This is a genomic window from Streptomyces sp. NPDC051576 (assembly GCF_040681835.1).
In the GTDB taxonomy this organism is placed as follows: Bacteria; Actinomycetota; Actinomycetes; order Streptomycetales; family Streptomycetaceae; genus Streptomyces.
This window is the reverse complement of sequence record NZ_JBFAZO010000004.1, coordinates 731640-749363: the sequence shown is the minus strand read 5'-3', so window position 1 is coordinate 749363 and position 17724 is coordinate 731640. Positions and strand designations below refer to the sequence as shown.

Annotated in this window: 19 protein-coding genes; 8 read left to right on the top strand and 11 right to left on the bottom strand. The window is 70.1% G+C overall.

Going from position 1 to position 17724, the window contains the following annotated elements; genetic code table 11:
- Positions 1 to 92: 92 nt before the first annotated feature.
- From AB0M63_RS17175 to AB0M63_RS17160, 4 genes are all read right to left on the bottom strand, one after another.
- Positions 93 to 1112 (bottom strand): DMT family transporter, encoded by a 1020-nt coding sequence (locus AB0M63_RS17175; RefSeq protein ID WP_355909801.1) that lies wholly within the window; start codon positions 1110 to 1112, stop codon positions 93 to 95.
- A gap of 62 nt (positions 1113 to 1174) precedes the next feature.
- The gene (locus tag AB0M63_RS17170) at positions 1175 to 2767 is read right to left on the bottom strand and encodes a class I adenylate-forming enzyme family protein (protein ID WP_355909804.1); all 1593 of its coding nucleotides are present in this window, start codon (positions 2765 to 2767) and stop codon (positions 1175 to 1177) included.
- A gap of 5 nt (positions 2768 to 2772) precedes the next feature.
- Positions 2773 to 4398: an arginine decarboxylase gene (locus AB0M63_RS17165; RefSeq protein WP_366019907.1), complete on the bottom strand. Its 1626-nt coding sequence runs from the start codon at positions 4396 to 4398 to the stop codon at positions 2773 to 2775.
- Positions 4399 to 4467: 69 nt separating this feature from the next.
- Positions 4468 to 5616, bottom strand: coding sequence for a hypothetical protein (locus AB0M63_RS17160; RefSeq protein WP_366019906.1), 1149 nt, complete (start codon positions 5614 to 5616; stop codon positions 4468 to 4470).
- Positions 5617 to 5747: 131 nt separating this feature from the next.
- On the opposite strand from AB0M63_RS17160, the gene AB0M63_RS17155 reads away from it, so the two are divergent.
- The gene (locus AB0M63_RS17155; protein WP_355909813.1) at positions 5748 to 6308 is read left to right on the top strand and encodes a TetR family transcriptional regulator; all 561 of its coding nucleotides are present in this window, start codon (positions 5748 to 5750) and stop codon (positions 6306 to 6308) included.
- 74 nt (positions 6309 to 6382) lie between these two features.
- Here the strand turns inward: AB0M63_RS17155 and AB0M63_RS17150 are convergent, their stop codons facing one another.
- The 3 genes from AB0M63_RS17150 to AB0M63_RS17140 are packed head-to-tail and all read right to left on the bottom strand — an operon-like array spanning position 6383 to position 8408.
- Entirely contained in the window at positions 6383 to 7084 is a 702-nt protein-coding gene (locus AB0M63_RS17150; RefSeq protein ID WP_366019905.1) for an HAD-IB family hydrolase, read from the bottom strand.
- Between the two features lie 40 nt (positions 7085 to 7124).
- The gene (locus AB0M63_RS17145) at positions 7125 to 7451 is read right to left on the bottom strand and encodes a LysR family transcriptional regulator (protein WP_366019904.1); all 327 of its coding nucleotides are present in this window, start codon (positions 7449 to 7451) and stop codon (positions 7125 to 7127) included.
- A gap of 15 nt (positions 7452 to 7466) precedes the next feature.
- Positions 7467 to 8408 carry a ScbA/BarX family gamma-butyrolactone biosynthesis protein gene (locus tag AB0M63_RS17140; RefSeq protein ID WP_366019903.1) on the bottom strand — a complete coding sequence of 314 codons (942 nt, stop codon included), beginning with the start codon at positions 8406 to 8408 and terminating at the stop codon, positions 7467 to 7469.
- A 135-nt stretch (positions 8409 to 8543) separates the two neighbouring features.
- Between AB0M63_RS17140 and AB0M63_RS17135 the strand changes: the two genes are divergently transcribed.
- The 3 genes from AB0M63_RS17135 to AB0M63_RS17125 all read left to right on the top strand — a co-directional run bounded on the left by AB0M63_RS17135 (position 8544) and on the right by AB0M63_RS17125 (position 11175).
- On the top strand, positions 8544 to 9146 hold the full coding sequence (locus AB0M63_RS17135) for a ScbR family autoregulator-binding transcription factor (protein ID WP_355909825.1): 603 nt from the start codon (positions 8544 to 8546) through the stop codon (positions 9144 to 9146).
- Between the two features lie 210 nt (positions 9147 to 9356).
- Positions 9357 to 10301 (top strand): bifunctional lytic transglycosylase/C40 family peptidase, encoded by a 945-nt coding sequence (locus AB0M63_RS17130; protein ID WP_355910270.1) that lies wholly within the window; start codon positions 9357 to 9359, stop codon positions 10299 to 10301.
- Positions 10302 to 10467: 166 nt separating this feature from the next.
- On the top strand, positions 10468 to 11175 hold the full coding sequence (locus AB0M63_RS17125; RefSeq protein WP_366019902.1) for a phosphatase PAP2 family protein: 708 nt from the start codon (positions 10468 to 10470) through the stop codon (positions 11173 to 11175).
- A 28-nt stretch (positions 11176 to 11203) separates the two neighbouring features.
- On the opposite strand, the gene AB0M63_RS17120 is transcribed toward AB0M63_RS17125, so the two are convergent.
- Positions 11204 to 12778 (bottom strand): FAD-binding oxidoreductase, encoded by a 1575-nt coding sequence (locus AB0M63_RS17120; protein WP_366019901.1) that lies wholly within the window; start codon positions 12776 to 12778, stop codon positions 11204 to 11206.
- A gap of 66 nt (positions 12779 to 12844) precedes the next feature.
- Positions 12845 to 13024: a hypothetical protein gene (locus tag AB0M63_RS17115; protein WP_355909834.1), complete on the bottom strand. Its 180-nt coding sequence runs from the start codon at positions 13022 to 13024 to the stop codon at positions 12845 to 12847.
- 158 nt (positions 13025 to 13182) lie between these two features.
- Here AB0M63_RS17115 and AB0M63_RS17110 point away from each other — a divergent pair, with 158 nt between their 5' ends.
- Complete coding sequence (locus AB0M63_RS17110) at positions 13183 to 14028, top strand: hypothetical protein (protein ID WP_366019900.1); 846 nt, start codon at positions 13183 to 13185, stop codon at positions 14026 to 14028.
- A 107-nt stretch (positions 14029 to 14135) separates the two neighbouring features.
- Entirely contained in the window at positions 14136 to 14327 is a 192-nt protein-coding gene (locus tag AB0M63_RS17105) for a hypothetical protein (RefSeq protein WP_355909839.1), read from the top strand.
- Here the strand turns inward: AB0M63_RS17105 and AB0M63_RS17100 are convergent.
- Positions 14324 to 14665, bottom strand: coding sequence for a metal-sensitive transcriptional regulator (locus AB0M63_RS17100; RefSeq protein WP_355910273.1), 342 nt, complete (start codon positions 14663 to 14665; stop codon positions 14324 to 14326). The genes AB0M63_RS17105 and AB0M63_RS17100 overlap by 4 nt on opposite strands.
- Positions 14666 to 14884: 219 nt before the next feature.
- On the opposite strand from AB0M63_RS17100, the gene AB0M63_RS17095 reads away from it, so the two are divergent.
- Both AB0M63_RS17095 and AB0M63_RS17090 read left to right on the top strand, forming a co-directional pair.
- Positions 14885 to 15505 (top strand): DUF47 family protein, encoded by a 621-nt coding sequence (locus tag AB0M63_RS17095; protein ID WP_266770821.1) that lies wholly within the window; start codon positions 14885 to 14887, stop codon positions 15503 to 15505.
- A gap of 7 nt (positions 15506 to 15512) precedes the next feature.
- Positions 15513 to 16511, top strand: coding sequence for an inorganic phosphate transporter (locus AB0M63_RS17090; RefSeq protein WP_355909842.1), 999 nt, complete (start codon positions 15513 to 15515; stop codon positions 16509 to 16511).
- A 386-nt stretch (positions 16512 to 16897) separates the two neighbouring features.
- Here the strand turns inward: AB0M63_RS17090 and pstB are convergent, their stop codons facing one another.
- Positions 16898 to 17674 carry a phosphate ABC transporter ATP-binding protein PstB gene (gene pstB, locus AB0M63_RS17085; protein WP_366019899.1) on the bottom strand — a complete coding sequence of 259 codons (777 nt, stop codon included), beginning with the start codon at positions 17672 to 17674 and terminating at the stop codon, positions 16898 to 16900.
- Positions 17675 to 17724 lie beyond the last annotated feature (50 nt).

The window sequence follows — 17724 nt, the reverse complement described above, 5'->3', positions numbered from 1 at the left end:
CTGGTCAGCCAACGGCCCCCCGTCGACACACGACGACGGCTGCCGCGAGGTGTATCCCCCACGGCAGCCGTGTGCGAGTTCCGTTGTTTGCCTCAGCGACCCGCGCTCACCGGTGCCGCCTGCGCGGCCGGCTTCTCCGGCGTGGCCGTTTCCGCGGGCTTCGCTGCTGCCGCCGTGCGCTTGGCGACCTTGCGCAGGTACAGGTTGTTGAGGACCAGGGCGAGGGCGGTCAGTGAGGCGCCGGCGATCTGCATGTTCGCCGGGATCACGCCGGTCAGCGCCGAGATGATGAACGCCGTGATCGGGACCACGTCCATGAAGAGGACACCGTTGAGCGGGCCGAGGTACTTGTTGCCGAAGTTCCAGCCGAGGACGCCCACGAAGCCGGCGATGACGCTCATGTAGGCCAGCTCGGGCAGGATCGAGGTGACGTCGTGGCCGGTCGGGACCGGGACGCCGCCGGTGGCCAGGATGACCGCGGTGATGACCGTGGCGCTGGCCAGGCCGAGGACCGTGGTGATCGCCGTGTACTTGATGGGGGACCAGGTCGGGAAGTACGTCGCGCCGGACGTGTAGATCACCCAGCACAGCGCGGCGAACAGCAGCAGCGCGTCGGGGCCGAAGTCCGACGGGTGGGCGAGGAGCGTGCTCAGGCTGCCGTTGGAGACGACCAGGATGACGCCGACGAAGGACATGCCGATGAAGGCGAGTGCGCCCTTCGGCGGGACCACCTTGCGCAGCACCCAGTTGACCAGGAAGCCCATCATGGGCATGGTCGCCATCATGATCGAGGCGTTCAGGGCGCCCCGTTCACCGATGAGGTCCTGGCCGAAGAAGACCAGGAACTGGAAGCCCGCGAAGCCCGCCGTGCCGAACAGCCAGGCCAGGCCGATGCGTTCGCCCTTGAGCTTCAGTCCGGCCGCGCCCTCGCGGAGCCGCAGGAACAGCAGGAACATCGCGCCCGCGATGGCGTAGCGCATGCAGGTGAAGGTGAACGGGTCGATGTGCTTCAGGGTCACGTCCATGAGGGGGAACATCGCTCCCCAGGACACGGTGGCGAGGAGGCAGAGGAGCACACCTCGGCTGTAGTAACTCTTCTGATCGGTCGTCATGACTCTTCCTGTTGGAGTGGGGGGAGGGGCGGAACGGGACGGAGGGGTACGGGAGTTGGGGGTTACGCGGGGATGAGGTCCGACGACAGGCGCCGTGCCGCCGCCTCCGCTCGCACGAGCGGCAGGACCATCTCCAGCAGCCGCGCCGCCCGCACCTTCCCGGTCGGGCTGTACGGGATCGCCTCGACCGGGATCACGTACGCGGGCAGGCAGGGCACGCGCCGGGCGCACGCGGCCTCGACCGCGCGCCGGCCACTCGCCAGGCGCTCGGGGGCGACCGGGGCGAACGGCACGACCAGGGCCTCCTCACCGGTCTCGGGGAGCCTGGTGCGCAGGACGGAGGTCTCGCGGACGCAGGGCAGGTCCATGAGGTCGTTCTCCAGGCCGAAGATGTTGACGTCGAGCGGCTTGCCCTGGGCGGCCTTGGAGACGCCGTCGTTGCGGCCGGTGAGTTCGAGCCGGCCGGCCTCGTCGATGAAGCCGCTGTCGCCGGTCAGCAGGAACCGCTGGGTGCGGCCGCCGTAGTCGAGGGTGAGGAACTCCGGCTCGGCGGTGGCGTACGTGTCCATGAGCTGGTAGCTGGCTATCGCGACCCGGCCGCGGGCGCCCTTGGGCACGGGACGGTCGTCCGGGTCCAGTACGGCGATGGTGTTGCCGGGCATCGGGCGGCCGGAACGGCAGGGCGCCACATGGAGTTCCTCGGGGCCGATCATGACGTTCACGCCGGTCTCGGTGGTGCCGTAGTAGAGGTGGAGGACCGGGCCGAGGCGGTCCCAGGCGTTGTTGACGACCCAGCGGTTGAGGTGACGTCCGCCGGAGAGCACGAAGTGCAGCCGCGAGGTCTTGTGGAGGTGTTCGGAGGCCGGGTGGGCGACGACGCGGGTGAGGACCGGCGGCACCATCAGCGTGGTCGACACGCCCTCGTCCTGGATGAGTTGGACCAGGGCCGCCGTGTCGTCGTAGGGGCCGAGTACGACCGTGCCGCCGAGGGAGAGGAAGATCCGGGCCCAGCCGGGGCCGGACGCGTGGTAGAGCGGGACGGTCACCAGGTGGACGTCGTCCTCGTCGAAGGAGTACTGGTCGACCAGGTCGGCGAACCGGCGTGCCTCGAAGGAGGCGCGGCGGATCACCAGTTTGGGGATGCCGCTGGTGCCGGAGGTGAAGGAGAACGCCTCGAACGGCTGCTCCACCGGCCGGGGTTCGCCGGGCTCGGTCAGCAGGAGTTCGGTGAGGGAGACTCCGGGTGCGCCCTTCGGCGGCTCGCTGTCGAGGCGGATGTCCAGGACGTCGCGCTCCCCGGGCCAGCCGACCTCCGTCAGCAGCGACCGCTGTGCGGCGGTGCTGATCACGACCGTCGGCCGGAGCTGGTCCAGCGCGCCGGCCGTGGCCTGTGGCCCGGCGGTGTAGTCGAGGCCGACGCACGGGATGCCGAGGGAGGAGACCGCCGCCATGGCGACGACCAGCTCCCAGCCGTTCTCGGCGACGAAGACGGCACGGGCCGGCCGTATGTCCGGCAGCCGCTGCTCGATCGCGGTCGCCGCCCGGGCCACCTTGTCGGCGAGATTGGCCCAGGTCAGCCGGACCTCGCCGTCGACCACGGCGATGTGTCCGGGGCGCCGCCCGGCGTGCTTGCGGATATCGGAGAGCTTGATCATTACGGTCACTTCCTTCCGGCGGGAACAGCGGCAACAACAGGGGGGACAGCAGGGGCAGTTCGGGCATCGGGGAGCGCGGGGAGGGGCGGCCCCGAGGGAACACCGAAGGTCGCGGTGGATGCCGCGGCGGAGGTCGCCGTCGACGCGCCCGGCTGCTGCAACGTGTAGATCTCGCAGCCGCTGGAGCGCAGCGCGCCGATCCGGTCGAGGGTGCGGTCGCACAGCCGCTCACCCGGCACGGTGATCGGGATGCCCGGCGGGTAGGCGATGATGAAGTGGTCGGAGGTGCCCTGTGCGAGGGCCTCGGAGGCTGTCCGGTAGGTGCGCTGGATGGTGCGCAGGGCGTCCAGCAGCCGTAGCAGGGTGGCCTCGTCGACGCCGATGTGGACGTGGAAGAGCACGGCGTCGCCGCTCTCCCGGGCCACATAGAGGGCGTACTCGTCGAAGAGCATCCGCCGGAAGTCCGCGGCGGTGATGCCGAGCGCGCTGATGTCGACCAGCACCCGGGTCGGGTCGTCGCTCACCAGCAGCCCGGGGTCGGTGAGATGGCCCTCCGGGCCCAGCGCGCGGTACCCCGACAGGCGCGGGTCGGTGGCGAGTTCGGCGCGCAGGGTGCGGGCCAGGTTCAGGGACCGGTCCAGCAACTGCTCGCCCTCGGTCTCCGCCTGGAGCCGGGCCAGGTCCAGACTGGCCAGCACCGGCCAGCTGGGCGAGGTGGTGTGGTGCTGGAACAGCGCCTGCGCGGTGCGCTCCTGTGCCTCGCCGTCGCCGATCAGATGCAGGTACGAGCCCTGCCGCAGCGCCGACATCGACTTGTGCGCCGAGTGCGTCACCGCCACGGTCAGCGGCAGCGACGGATCGCTCCGGCGCAGCGTCTCCACCGCGTGCAGCGCGGTCAGCGGCCGTAGTTGGGGGTGGAAGCGGTGTACGGCGCCCCAGGCCTCGTCGACCAGGACGGACACCGCGGGGTGCGCGGCGGCCAGTTCGGCGAGGACCGTCGGCAGGTCGTAGCGGACCCCGTCGTAGGACACCGCCGACAGGACGACCGTGTCGTACGGGCGGCCCTCCGCCACCGCCGTACGGAAGGTCTCCAGCAGCCGGGGCAGGTCGCCGAAGGTCCGGGGGCAGCCGTCGCAGCACCGCTGCATCGGCGCGTAGGTGACGTCCACTCCGAGCGCGCCGAGGGCGAAGTGCACGGACTGGTGGCAGCTGCGGTCGGCGAGCACCCGGCTGCCGGGGCGGGCCAGCGCGGTCAGTGCGACCCGGTTGGCGGTGCTGGTGCCGGACGACAGGAAGAACGTCGCGTCGGCGCCGAAGCCGTCCGCCGCGAGCCGCTGGGCCGCGCGGAGCGGGCCGCGCGGGCGGAAGAAGGAGTCGAGCATCGTGCCGCTGTAGGACACGTCGGCGGCGAGCTGGGCCGCGCCGAACAGCGCCTCGTACGAGGCGCGGATCCGGGAGTCGCGGATCGACCGGCCGTGCGACAGCGGGAGGGCGTGGAAGGAGGCGATGTCTCTGCGGGCCACCGCGAGCACGGCGTCGGCCAGCGGTGTCCTGCTCGCCCCGTGGCGTCCGGGGAGGGGCGACGCGGCGCCCTCCCCGGAGGCGGGACTGGTGCTGGTGGATTCGGTCATGACTCCATGAAACAAAACCTTCGCGAAGGTATCAAATATTATCGGGATCCCTGATGAAGCCGTTCTCGCTCAGCCCGCTTCCTGCGAGAACACCGTCGCCGCGTACGCCTCCGCCGCCGGACCCGGCTGCAGCGTCGCGTGGCCGGCCACCGCGTGGATGTCGCGCCAGGCTCGCTGGAGCGGACTGTCCTGGGCCAGCGCCCGCACGCCCGCCGTGCGGAACAGCCGCTCCACCGCACCCGTCAGCAGATCGGCGGCGACGGACGCGTCGCGCTGGTTGCGGGCCACCGTCTCCGGTTCGAAGGCGGCCGGCGGGGTGAGCGCCGCCCGGTCCGCCCGCTGTGCCGCGGTCTCCAGCAGCAGCGCGCCCGCGTCGATCTCGGCCGAGCAGCGGGCCAGGGTCAGTTGGGCGCCGGCGGACGCGCCGCGCTCCCGGGTGAGCGCCGTCCAGGCGTCGAGCGCGCCCCGGGCCGCCCCGAGCGCGGGCGCGCAGAACAGCAGCGGGGCGACCAGGGTGTACGGCACGCGGTGGCAGGGCGCCGCGTCCGCCTCCGTTACGCCCGTCATCAGGGCGTCCCGCAGGCAGGAGCGGTGTTCCGGTACGAAGACGTCGTCGGCCGTGACGGTGTGGCTGCCGGTGCCGCGCAGACCGACGCTGTCCCAGGTGCGGTGGACGCGGATGTCCCGGTGCGGCAGCAGGAGTACGCGGTAGGCCGGTGGGCCGGCCGGCTGGTCCTCAAGGGTGGCGAGCAGGATCCAGTCGGCGTGCTCGACGCCGCTCGCCCACTGCCAACGGCCGGTGAGGCGCCATCCGCCGGGCGCCGGGGTGAGCCGGCCGGACGGCGGGACCACGGCCGCCGCCATCGCCGTGTCGGGGGAGTCGGCCCACAGTTCCGCCTGGGCCCGCTCGGGCAGATGGGCGGCGAGCCGGGCGTGGCCGGCCAGCAGGGCGCAGCACCAGGCGGTGGACGCGCAGGCCTCGCCCACGGCGGCCACCGCGTGCACGAGTTCCGTGAAGCCACCGGCCCGGCCGCCCCACCGGCGCGGCACGAAGTGGCGGGCGAATCCGGCGGCGGGGAGGGCGGCGACGACGTCCGGGTGCAGACGGGCGGCCTCCTCGGTGGCTCGGGCGTGCCGGGCGGCCGGCGCGGTCAACGTGCTGGGGGCGAGCGTCGGGGTGGGGAGGGCGGTGGCCGTGCTCGTGGTCGTGGTCGTCATGGTCAGGCCTTTCTGTGCAGATCCGGCCGATCCTGATGAACCGGCTGGTAAAAAATTCGATCGAGAAGGTATTTTCTGTTGCGGATGTATTTGCTTGGCTGGTGCACTGATCGAGAGTGGGGACGGACGAGGTGAAGCAGGACAGAGCGCGCCGCACATACGAGGAACTGCTCGACGCGGCGGCGGCCGAGTTCGTCCGTCATGGCTTCGCCGCGACGAACCTGTCCGACATCGCCGCCCGCACCCGGCTGACCAAGGGCGCGCTGTACGGGCACTTCGCGTCCAAGGCGGACCTGGCCGACGAACTGACCAGGGGTTTCGAGAAGGAGTGGGCCGAACTGCTGGCAGCGTCCGGGTGGACCCTGGGCAAGCTGACCATCGGGCTGGCCCGACGGATGGACGACGATCCGCGGTTCGCCGCGGGGCTGCGGCTGGTGACGGACGCGGCCTGGGCGGACCGGCGGGAGGCGGTGCCGATCGGTGAACTCCGGGAGCGGCTCGCGCGGTTGATCGGCGAGGCTCAGTCGGACGGGCGGATCGACACGGAGCACCGGCCCGAGGCCCTGGCCCGGCTGGTGCTGGCGCTGCTCATGGGGACGCACCACACCCGGTGGGGGACGGGCGGCTCGGTGGCACAGGTGCGGGAGATGTGGGAGGTGCTGCTGCCGGAGCCCGGGGCAGCGGAGCTGTGAGGGCGGGCGGCGGGACGGCACAGGTCACCGACCCGGGCCCGCCCTCGGAGGTCCGGAGGCACGGGCGCGGTGGCTCAGGCCGCCGTGCGCAGCAGGCCGTTCATCGCCGGACCCGGCAGCCGTGCCCAGCCCTCCCGCTCGGCCCGGGCCGTCAGGGTGGGGTCGCCGCCGACCACGACCGGGTTGCCGACGCCGGTGAGCAGTGGCAGGTCGCTGGCGTGGTCGCCGTACGCGTGGCAGTGCTCGGGGCGGAGGCCGAAGGCCGTCATGACGCGACGTGCCTCGTCGGCCTTGGCCTGGCCGATCATGGGGCGGTCGGTGAGTTCGCCGGTCAGGGTGCCGTCGACGATCTCGGGGGTGGAGCAGGCCAGGAGGTCGCTGCCGACGGCGTGCGCGATCGGGCTCAGGCAGGCGGCGAAGGAGCCGGAGAGCAGCACCGTGAGGTCCCCGGCGCGCACATGGCGCCGTAGGGCCTCCCGGACGGGTGGGTGGAAGAGTCCGCGGGCGCGTTCCTGGACGAACCAGAGGCGGCCGCTCTCCGCCAGGTCGGCCTCGCGGGTACCGCGCAGCAGGCGGTAGTAGGCGCGGTTGACCTCCTCGCGGGGAGTGCCCGAGCGGATCCGGTGGCCGAGGGCGGCGCGGGCCGCGGTGAGATGGGCGGGGGCGCGGCCCTCGCGGGTCCAGTGCAGGGTGAGGAGGCCCAGCATGCTCTTGCCGGTGATGAGGGTCTCGTCGACGTCGAAGAACGCGGCTCTGACGGGGTCGGTCGTCGTCATGGGGTGGGAAACCTTCGTGGATTCGGAGGCGGGCCCGCCGTCAATGGCGGGTCAGGAGCCGGGAGTTGGCCGCGGCGCCGTGGAGTCCGGTGGGGAGTTCGCTGTGGATCTCCAGATGGATCTCCAGCTGAGCGGCCTCGACCAGTTCGAGGATCCGGTCGGCGTACGGCAGCAACCTGGCGCCCGCCGGGGTGAGTTCGACGGAGCGGTTGCCGCGGCGCACGAAGAGCGGTGCGCCGACGGTCTCCTCCAGGCTCTTGATCTGGGCCGTGACGCTGGGCTGGGAGTAGTGCAGGTTCTGGGCCGCCCGCGTGAAGCTCAGCTCGCGGGCCACCTCGCGGAAGGCGCGCAGACGCTGGAGTTCCATGGAAGTCTCCCTGGTTCAGGCGTGGTTGAAGACGGCTTCGCCCTGGGCCAGCGTGCGCTCGCCCTGTACGGCGCTCAGACCGAGGAGGCCGGCGGGACCGGCGGCGGCCCGGATCAGGACCGGCCGGCACAGCTCACCGAAGGACATGAACCGGCTCCGCAGCGAGGCGAGTCGGAACCCGGGGCCGGCCGTGAGGTGGCCCGCCTGCCGGAAGGCCTCCAGCAGCATCATGCCGGGCACGTGGTCCGAGGGGTGCTCGAAGTAGCCGGGGTGGTGGAGGTCGATGTGCAGCAGCCAGTCGGCCGGATCGGCGGTGGTGCGCAGCAGTACGTCGGTGTGGCGGCGGCCGGCGATGACGGGTGTCGTTGCCGGGGACGGCGGGGCGGCGGGCGTGGAAGGGCTCGCGTCCAGGTCCAGTTCCCGGCCGCGGTTGCGCAGCAGCTCGTAGCGGCGCGCGTCGACCACCACCACCGCGAGGGAGCCGTACGCGCACGGGCGGCCGTCGACCTCGACGGTGATGTCGAGGCGGGCGTCGAAGCGGCGGGAGCCCGGGGCGGTGGCCGTGACGGTCACGTCCAGGACCGCGCCGAGCGGGGTGGCGCGGACGCGCAGCGCGGCGGGGTCGTCGACGCGCAGGTCGAGCGACTTGAAGACGAAATGGTGGTTCAGCGGAACGTCGTAGAAGCGGTGGATCAGGAAGATGCCCGCCTGACGGAGCGTCTCGGCCAGCAGCATGAAGTCGATGTGGCCGGACTCGTCGGGGTGGTGGAACGCGTGCTGGCGCGGCCACTGGGCGCCGACCAGGAAGCGGTCGGCCGCGACCTGCGCCCCGTCGGTGAGGAAGACCTCGGTGACGGACGCGCGGTGGACCAGTTGGCGCGGCACCGTGCGATCGAAGGTGAGTCCCGCCCGGACGTCCTCCACGGGCGACGCGGACCGCAGTGTGATGACAGACATGCCTGTTTCCCCCCAAGGCTTGAATGCATGCGCGCAGGGGGCTTGTTCGGCTCGTTCGCCCCCCGGCGTGAAGAAATATACCTTCGAGAATGTATATTGCAAGGGAGATCGTCGGCACAGGAAGACGGAGGGGCCATGCCAGACACCCGGACGGAGCCGAAACAGGAGCGCGCACGGCGTACACGGGCCCACATCCTGCAGATGGCGGCCGAACTCTTCGCGGAGCGCGGCTACGCCACCGTGACGCTCCAGGACGTCGCCGAGCGGGCGGAGATGACGAAGGGGGCGGTGTACTTCCACTACAAGAACAAGGAGGCGCTCGCCGTCGCCGTGGTCCAGGAGCACTACGCCCGCTGGCCGGTCCTCCTGGAAGAGGTCGCGGCCCGCGGACTGCCCCCGTACGAGGCCCTCGTGGCGCTCCTGGACCGGGTGGCCCAGGCGTTCCGCGACGAGATCGTGGTGCAGTCCGGTGCTCGGCTCCAGATCGAACAGTCCCTGATCGACGCAGATCTGCCCGAGCCGTACGTCGGCTGGGAGAACTACCTCGTCGGCCTCGTCGAGGAGATCGAGAAGGCCGGCGAACTGCGGTCCGGCGTCACTCCGCGGGGTGCCGCCCGCGTCATCGTCTCCGCGTTCTTCGGCATGCAGCACATCTCCGACGTCCTCAGCCGGCGCGCCGACCTCGCCGAGCGCTACGCGGAACTGCGCGTCGTCGTACTGGAGGCGCTGCGCGCCTGACGGGGTGTCTGGTTCTCCCACCCGTGGCGGTGTTTGTGCCACCGTCCGCGTTTTTGCCGGTCACCGCGTCGAACAAGCCGAAATAATGGCCGACTCCGCGGGCGCGCGGTCAAACGTGCCTTGAACCGGCCGGTTATGGGGGAGGGTTGAGCCGTGCGAAAAGTATGGGTGGCCGGTGGGGTCGCGGTCGGGCTGGGGCTCAGCTTTGTGATGCTGCTCGTCGTCGGGGTCTACCTCGTCGCCGGGAACCTCGTGGGCGGAGCCGGTGGCGGGAGCATCGCGCTCGCCAAGGGCTCGGTGCCGACCGCCTACGCGGCGCTCGTCCAGAAGTGGGGCAACCTCTGCTCCTCCCTCAACCCCGCGCTGCTCGCCGCCCAGCTCTACCAGGAGAGCGGGTTCAACCCGAACGCGAAGAGCCCGGCGAAGGCCGAGGGGATAGCGCAGTTCATCCCGGGGACCTGGGCCACGCACGGCATCGACGGCAACGGCGACGGCGTACGCAACGTATGGGATCCGAACGACGCGATCCCGTCGGCCGCGACCTACGACTGCGAGCTGGCCTCGTATGTGAAGGACGTGCCGGGCAACCAGACCCAGAACATGCTCGCCTCGTACAACGCGGGGGCGTACGCGGTCATCAAGTACGGGGGCGTGCCGCCGTACTCGGAGACCAAGAACTACGTGAAGACGATCACGACGCTCGCGCAGAGCTTCGCCGCGCCCGTCACCCGGGTCGATCCCTCCGCGCAGGCCGCCACCGCCATCAACTACGCCCAGCAGAAGCTCGGCACCCCCTATCTGTGGGGCGGCAACGGCACCGCAGACCAGGGCGGGCGCTTCGACTGCTCGGGGCTGACCAAGGCCGCGTACGAAAGTGCCGGGATCACGCTGCCGCGCGTTGCGAACGATCAGTACAACGCGGGACCGCATCCGCAGCGGGCCGAATTGCTGCCGGGAGATCTGGTGTTCTTCTCGGACGACCTGACCAATTCCCGGGCCATCCGGCATGTGGGGATTTATGTCGGCGGCGGGTACATGATCGACGCACCCCGGACGGGTGCTGTGATCCGGTTCGACCCCATTGACACCCCCGATTACTTCGGCGCCACCCGGGTCACCGAAGATGGCGCGAAAGCACTCCCCACGACGGTGTGAACCGAGCGTGAACCCACCCCCTGAGCTGCGGCGATGAGTCTCTCTTCGATAACGTCTGAGTGATCATTCGGTGGAGTGTGGAACGTATTAACCGAGGCCGTGCGTTCCTGTTCAGTAATGCGCACGCGAGGTGCGCCCGGAACTACGACGAAGGAGCCGCAGCACCATGGCTGTACTCGCCGAATCCGGGTCGAACCCCGACGTCGATCTGCTCTACGACATCAATGGACTCGCCAAGGACGCACCGCACTGGTTCGACCGGGTCATGGAGTTCGTCGGTGAGTACGGACTCCTGGTCGCGATGGTGCTGCTGGTGGTGTGCTGCTGGTGGTCCGTGCGCAGGCGCGGGGGCGAGGACGCCGCCGCCTCCGTCGCGGGGCTGGTCTGGGCGCCGCTGGCCGCGTCGCTCGCCGTCCTCGTGAACGTACCCATACGCGGTTTCGTGGAGCGGCCCCGGCCCTTCCGTGACCACACCGGGCTCGATGTCCTCGTCTCCGGGAAGACCGACTTCTCCTTCGTGAGCGACCACGCCACGATCACCATGGCGATGGGCGTCGCCCTGTTCGTCGCCAACCGGCGGTTCGGTCTGGTCGGGATCGCGCTCGCGCTGTTCGAAGGGTTCTGCCGGGTCTACATGGGCGTGCACTACCCGACCGACGTGATCGGCGGTTTTGCGCTCGGCACGGCTGTCGCGCTGCTCCTCTCGCCGGTCGCCATGGCCCTGCTCACCCCGGTGCTGAAGGCCGTCGAGGCCTCCAGGTGGGGGGCTTGGGTGGTCCGGTCCGCCGGTGTGCGGCGGGTGGGGCGGGACGCGATGATCCCGGGGGCGCGGACGGAGACCTCGGGCACGGAGGAACGGGACCTGGCGGCGTGAGCGCCAGGTCCGGCGAGCTCCGCACGCCCTACAGGCCCTGCGGGTAAGTGAAGAACCGACCCGGGTCGTACTGCTTCTTCACCGTCGTCAGGCGGCCGGCCGCGTCGCCGTAGTACGCCTTGCGCCAGTTGGTGAGGGTCGGGTCCGTGTAGTTCTGGTAGGCCGCGCCGGAGGCGTACGGCTTCATCGCGTTGTGGGCCGTCGTCAGCCAGGACTGGGCCGTCGTACCGGACGAACCGGAGCCCCAGGACACTATGTACTGGGCCAGCATCCGGGAGCGGCGGTGGACGAAGGCCGTCGCCGTGGGGGAGACCCGGTTGACCGCGCCGCCCAGGGCCGTCAGCGCGACACTGCCCGCGCCGCCCCGGACCGACTTCATCTGGTTCAGCAGCGTCTGGATGCCGGTGGCCGAAATCGAGCGGTCGAAGAAGTCGGAGCGGGCCGCGTAGGTCTCCCGGCCGAGCGCGCCCTGCGGCGAGCGGCCCGGGGTCGAGCCCGGCAGATGGCACTGGGCGTCCGTCGCGAAGGAGGAGCAGCCCGCGTAGGCCTCCATCGACTCCTCGTACGAGTGCCGCTTCAGGGAGACGCTCGACGCGTTCGCGCCGACCAGGTGGGCCAGCCTGTCGACCGCGTTCTGGAGTTCGCCGTAGGTGCCGATCGAGAAGGCGGCGACGGAGACGGACGGGGTGCCGCCGGAACTCTCCAGGTGGCAGGACGACCAGATCTCGTCGGGCTGGTCCGGGCCCCACTCCTGCCAGGCCTTCACCACGGCCGCCGCCCTCGACGACGGCCAGGTCAGATACGCCGATACGGCCTGGGGCGCGGCGTGCGTCCTGAACTGGAGCTCCGTTACGACGCCGAAGTTGCCGTTGCCCGCGCCGCGCAGCGCCCAGAACAGGTCCTTGTTCTGGCTCGCGTTGGCGACCACCTGCTTGCCGTCCGCGGTGATCAGCGTGGCCTGGGTGAGGCTGTCGCAGGTCAGGCCGTACGCCCGGGAGACCACGCCGTGGCCGCCGCCGAGGGTGAGGCCGGAGACGCCGACCGTCGGGCAGGAGCCGGCGGGGATCGTCACGCCCTTCGCGGCGAGGCCCCGGTACACGTCGATGAGCTTGGCGCCGGCGCCGACGACCGCGGTCGAGCCGCTCGCCCGGATCTTGTTCAGCTTCGACACGTCGAGGATGAGCCGGCCGTCGCCGGAGGACCAGCCGGCGTAGGAGTGGCCGCCGTTGCGGATCGCGACACGGAGGCTGTGGGCGCGGGCGTAGGAGAGGACGGAGCGGATGTCGTCGGGGTTCGCGACATACGCCACCGCGGCCGGCTTCAGGTTGTCGAAGCGGGTGTTGTAGAGCTGGTGGGCCGTCTTCCAGGAGGCGTCGCCGGGGCGGACCAGGGTGCCGTCCAGTTCGCGGGCCAGGGCGGCCCAGTTGGCTGCCGCGGCGGCGCTGGTGGTGCGCAGTCCCGTCGTGCTCGTCGAAGCGGAAGCGGAGGCGTCGGACGCCGAGGCGGACGTGTCACCGCCGCCGAGGGTCCTGCCGCTGCACGCGGCCGTCGCGACCGCCGCGATCGCGGCCGCGCCGCCGCCTATGAACGAACGCCGTTCCATTTCGCCTCCTGTGGGGTTTCGTGGAATGAGATGCGCTCCGGGCCGCAGAAGTTCGCGGTGGCCATGTCACGGGTTCGGAACAGCGGCGTGCCCCGACCCGTCCGTCCTGGCCTGGCTTCTCGCCCGTCTCGCCGGACCACGCCAGCCGCACACACAGCGGGCGAAGCAGAAGGGACCCTGCTCGACCGTCGTCGTGTGATGTTCGGGATGTCCGGGGGGAGCCTCTAGGGCGTCCTGCTGCGCCACTCCGACCACGTTACCGAGGCCGGGTAAAGGACTCGTATGGCGGTCGCGCGGTAGTCGTAGAGCTGTTGTACGGCCCCGACGCCGCGTGACGGGGCCACCTACCCGTCGTTAAGCGGAACGACAGGGGCCCGTGACGACGTACCGGGGGTACGGCAGCTATGGAGCGGCAGCAGCGGGGGCGTACCGGTGGGGCGGTCGTCGCGGCGGGACTCGTGATCGGGGTCTGTGCGGGGGCCGGCGGGTGCAGCAGCGGCGACGGGACCGCCATGGCCGACGCGCGAGGCGCCGCGGGCACGCTCGCGGTGGTGCGGCGCGCGGCCGACACCCTGGTGGCGGCGGGGAGTTCGCAGGCCCGGACGTCCATGGAGATGGCCACCGGCGGAACCCGGGTGACCATCCGCGGCGAGGGCGTCTACGACTTCGGCCGGCAGCTCGGCCGGCTCAAGGTGCAGCTCCCGCAGGATCCCGCCGGTGCCAGCGAGCACCGGCCGATCACCGAACTCCTCGCGCCGGGCGCCCTGTTCATGAAGAACCGGGGTGCCGGGGTGCCCGCCGACAAATGGGTACGGGTCGAGACCGGGACGCTGTCCGACGGGAACCTGGTGACCGGCGGGGCCACCGACCCGTACGCCGCCGCCGAGGTGCTGCGGGGGGCGACCACGGCGACGTATCTGGGGAAGACGGAGGTGGCCGGGGCCTCCGTGCGTCACTATCGGGGGGTCGCCGATCTCTCCGTCGCCGCGCGGAGCGCTTCGGCGGGGAACGAGGCGGCTCTGCGGTCGGCGGCGAAAGGGTTCGCCACCGCCCGGGTGCCCTTCGACGTCTACCTCGACGACCAGGGGCGCGTCCGCAAGGTCCGGCAGCGCTTCAGCTTCGTCAACGGGCAGCGCCGCAGCGCCGTGGCGGTCGCCTCGACGACCTTGCTGTACGACTTCGGGGCCGCCGTGGACGTACGGCTTCCGGCGTCGAAGGACATCTATGCCGGGCAGATCGCCGAGAAGTGACCTGAATCGATCGGTGTGCGGCGGGGTGAGGACTAGCCCGTCCGTGCCATGCGCGTTGTGTAGACCGCTCCCTACTCTAGGAAGTCGGTGACGGCAGAGAAGAGGTGATGCACGTGGCTCCGGTCGGCGGTACGGCAGTTCAGGACCACGTGGCCCTCGCCGAGATCGAGCTGTGCGGAGACCTGATCATCGCGGCCTCGGCCGCCGAGGAGCGGCTCAGCCTGGAGAGCATCGACGAGGTGCTGAAGGTGGCGGAGGAGCGGGACGCCTCGAACAGGTCCCAGGTCAACAGGTCCTAGGTGCGCAGGAGTCGGGCGATCGCCTTTGTCGCCTCGTCGACCTTGGCGTCGATCTCCTCGCCGCCCCTGACCGCCGCGTCGGCGACGCAGTGCCGCAGGTGTTCCTCCAGGAGCTGCAGCGCGAACGACTGCAGGGCCTTCGTGGAGGCGGACACCTGGGTGAGTATGTCGATGCAGTAGACGTCCTCGTCGACCATGCGCTGCAGGCCGCGGATCTGGCCCTCGATCCGGCGCAGGCGCTTGAGGTGCTCGTCCTTCTGCTTGTGGTAACCGTGCGTCACCGGCTCGCCGGCCGCTTCGGAGGGCGCTGCCGCCGCGCCGGCCTCGGTGGTCGTCATCGCGTCCATAGCGTCCTCCAGACATATACCCCTAGTGGGTATATCGTAACGAACTTTGCTGGGTATAGGGCCCTTGGTCGACGCCTTGTACCGCCCCCGTACCGCCCCCGTGCTGATCACTCTGCCTGATGGGCGACACTGGTGGGCGGCCCATTAGCCGTGGCCGGATGATGCACTTAGCATCACCCTGACCGAAACCGATGCAACCTAGGACCCCTTGTGCGCTTTCGTCTGACCCCCAGGGAGACGAGCTTCTACGACATGTTCGCCGCATCCGCGGACAACATCGTCACGGGCTCGAAACTCCTCATGGAACTGCTCGGGGCGGACACCGCCGGCCGGGCCGAGATCGCAGAGCGTATGCGGGCCGCTGAACACGCCGGTGACGATGCCACGCACGCGATCTTCCACCAGTTGAACTCCTCCTTCATCACGCCCTTCGACCGCGAGGACATCTACAACCTCGCCTCCTGCCTCGACGACATCATGGACTTCATGGAGGAGGCCGTCGACCTGGTCGTCCTCTACAACGTGGAGGAACTGCCCAAGGGCGTCGAGCAGCAGATCGAGGTGCTGGCGCGGGCGGCGGAGCTGACCGCGGAGGCCATGCCGAACCTGCGCACGATGGACAACCTCACCGAGTACTGGATCGAGGTCAACCGGCTGGAGAACCAGGCCGACCAGATCCACCGCAAGCTGCTGGCGCAGCTCTTCAACGGCAAGTACGACGCCATCGAGGTGCTCAAGCTCAAGCAGATCGTGGATGTGCTGGAGGAGGCGGCGGACGCGTTCGAGCACGTGGCGAACACGGTGGAGACCATCGCCGTCAAGGAGTCCTGACCTCTTCATGGACACCTTCGCTCTGGTCGTGACCATTCTGGTCGCGCTCTTCTTCACGTACACGAACGGTTTCCACGACTCCGCGAACGCGATCGCCACGTCCGTGTCGACCCGGGCGCTGACGCCGCGGGCGGCGCTGGCGATGGCCGCGGTGATGAACCTCGCGGGCGCTTTTCTCGGTTCCGGGGTCGCCAAGACGGTGAGTGAGGGGCTGATCGAGACGCCCCAGGGGTCGAAGGGGATGGGGATTCTCTTCGCCGCACTGATCGGTGCGATCGTCTGGAACCTGGTCACCTGGTACTTCGGGTTGCCGTCGTCGTCGTCGCACGCGTTGTTCGGTGGGCTGGTGGGGGCGGCGCTCGCGGGCGGCACCGATGTCCTCTGGAGCGGTGTCGTCGACAAGGTCATCGTGCCGATGTTCGTGTCGCCGGTCGTGGGTCTGGTCGGCGGTTATCTGGTGATGACCGCGATCATGTGGATCTTCCGGCGGGCCAATCCGCACAAGGCGAAGCGCGGTTTCCGTATCGCGCAGACCGTCTCCGCTGCCGGCATGGCGCTCGGCCACGGCCTCCAGGACGCGCAGAAGACCATGGGGGTCGTGGTGATGGCCCTGGTGATCTCCGGGCATTCGACCTACGGCGATCCGATTCCGGTGTGGGTGAAGATCGTCTGCGCGCTGATGCTGTCGCTGGGGACGTACGCGGGTGGGTGGCGGATCATGCGGACGCTGGGGCGGAAGATCATCGAGCTGGATCCTCCGCAGGGGTTCGCGGCGGAGACGACGGGCGCGGCGATCATGTTCACCACGGCCTACCTCTTCAAGGCGCCGGTGTCGACCACGCACGTCATCACCTCGGCGATCATGGGTGTCGGGGCGACGAAGCGGGTGAACGCCGTGCGGTGGGGGGTCGCCAAGAACATCGTGCTGGGCTGGTTCATCACGATGCCGGCGGCCGCGGTGGTCGCGGCATGCTCGTTCTGGATCGTGAACTTGGCGTTCCTGTAGGCACGGTCTGCCAGGGGGCTTCGCCCCCTGGACCCCCGAACCTTTGCCCACCCACCGCCCGACTCGGTGGGTCGAGGAGTGGCTGAGAAGCAGGCGGCTTGCCGAAGAGGCCGGGCCGGAATCGCCGCAGGCGCACCCGTACTCGCCTGTCTCGGTAGGTCGTGGAGCGACCGGTAAAACAGAAGGCCCGCCGACGAAGCCGGCCGGAATCGGCGGACGCGCCCCCGCCGCCCGCCAAGAAGCCGCCGTAGAGACAAAGCCGTAGAGACAAAGCCGTAGAGACAAAAACGAACGGGCCCGCCCCCGGGAGCCAGGGGCGGGCCCTTTTCGTCCTCGCGGTGGCACCGCCATGCAGCACCGCGAGGGGTTTTCTGGAGGGTCTCGGTTTAGCCGAAGCGGCCCGAGATGTAGTCCTCCGTGGCCTGGACGGACGGGTTGGAGAAGATGCGCTCCGTGTCGTCGATCTCGATGAGCTTGCCGGGCTGGCCGACGGCGGCGAGGTTGAAGAAGGCCGTGCGGTCCGAGACGCGGGCCGCCTGCTGCATGTTGTGCGTCACGATGACGATCGTGAAGCGTTCCTTCAGTTCGCCGATCAGGTCTTCGATCGCGAGCGTCGAGATGGGGTCGAGGGCGGAGCACGGTTCGTCCATCAGCAGGACCTTCGGCTCCACCGCGATCGCCCTCGCGATGCACAGGCGCTGCTGCTGGCCGCCCGACAGGCCCGAACCGGGCTTGTTCAGGCGGTCCTTGACCTCGTTCCAGAGGTTCGCGCCCTTCAGCGACTTCTCCACGACGTCGCTCAGCTCGCTCTTCTTGTACGAGCCGTTCAGGCGCAGGCCCGCCGCCACGTTGTCGAAGATCGACATCGTGGGGAACGGGTTCGGGCGCTGGAAGACCATGCCGATCTCGCGGCGCACCGACACCGGGTCGATGCCCTGGCCGTAGAGGTCCTCGTCGTCCAGGAGGACCTTGCCCTCGACCCGGCCGCCCGAGGTCACCTCGTGCATACGGTTGAGCGTGCGCAGGAACGTCGACTTGCCGCAGCCGGAGGGGCCGATGAAGGCCGTCACCGAGCGGGGCTCGACCGTCATCGAGATGTCTTCGATTGCCTTGTGGGAGCCGTAGTAGGCGGTGAGGCCGCTTACGTCGATTCGCTTGGACATGATGGTTACTTCACTTCCAGGGGGTCAGATCGGTCGCTGAGTGGGCCCCG

Excerpts from the sequence above, each read along its gene's own strand:
- AB0M63_RS17140 (WP_366019903.1), bottom strand. The coding sequence starts at position 8,408 with ATGTCTGTCATCACACTGCGGTCCGCGTCGCCCGTGGAGGACGTCCGG.
- pstB (WP_366019899.1), bottom strand. The coding sequence starts at position 17,674 with ATGTCCAAGCGAATCGACGTAAGCGGCCTCACCGCCTACTACGGCTCC.
- AB0M63_RS17125 (WP_366019902.1), top strand. The coding sequence starts at position 10,468 with ATGGCTGTACTCGCCGAATCCGGGTCGAACCCCGACGTCGATCTGCTC.
- AB0M63_RS17100 (WP_355910273.1), bottom strand. The coding sequence starts at position 14,665 with ATGACGACCACCGAGGCCGGCGCGGCGGCAGCGCCCTCCGAAGCGGCC.
- AB0M63_RS17160 (WP_366019906.1), bottom strand. The coding sequence starts at position 5,616 with ATGACGACCACGACCACGAGCACGGCCACCGCCCTCCCCACCCCGACG.
- AB0M63_RS17090 (WP_355909842.1), top strand. The coding sequence starts at position 15,513 with ATGGACACCTTCGCTCTGGTCGTGACCATTCTGGTCGCGCTCTTCTTC.
- AB0M63_RS17150 (WP_366019905.1), bottom strand. The coding sequence starts at position 7,084 with ATGACGACGACCGACCCCGTCAGAGCCGCGTTCTTCGACGTCGACGAG.
- AB0M63_RS17145 (WP_366019904.1), bottom strand. The coding sequence starts at position 7,451 with ATGGAACTCCAGCGTCTGCGCGCCTTCCGCGAGGTGGCCCGCGAGCTG.
- AB0M63_RS17130 (WP_355910270.1), top strand. The coding sequence starts at position 9,357 with ATGCTGCTCGTCGTCGGGGTCTACCTCGTCGCCGGGAACCTCGTGGGC.
- AB0M63_RS17110 (WP_366019900.1), top strand. The coding sequence starts at position 13,183 with ATGGAGCGGCAGCAGCGGGGGCGTACCGGTGGGGCGGTCGTCGCGGCG.
- AB0M63_RS17105 (WP_355909839.1), top strand. The coding sequence starts at position 14,136 with ATGCACGTGGCTCCGGTCGGCGGTACGGCAGTTCAGGACCACGTGGCC.
- AB0M63_RS17170 (WP_355909804.1), bottom strand. The coding sequence starts at position 2,767 with ATGATCAAGCTCTCCGATATCCGCAAGCACGCCGGGCGGCGCCCCGGA.
- AB0M63_RS17165 (WP_366019907.1), bottom strand. The coding sequence starts at position 4,398 with ATGACCGAATCCACCAGCACCAGTCCCGCCTCCGGGGAGGGCGCCGCG.
- AB0M63_RS17135 (WP_355909825.1), top strand. The coding sequence starts at position 8,544 with ATGCCAGACACCCGGACGGAGCCGAAACAGGAGCGCGCACGGCGTACA.
- AB0M63_RS17120 (WP_366019901.1), bottom strand. The coding sequence starts at position 12,778 with ATGGAACGGCGTTCGTTCATAGGCGGCGGCGCGGCCGCGATCGCGGCG.
- AB0M63_RS17175 (WP_355909801.1), bottom strand. The coding sequence starts at position 1,112 with ATGACGACCGATCAGAAGAGTTACTACAGCCGAGGTGTGCTCCTCTGC.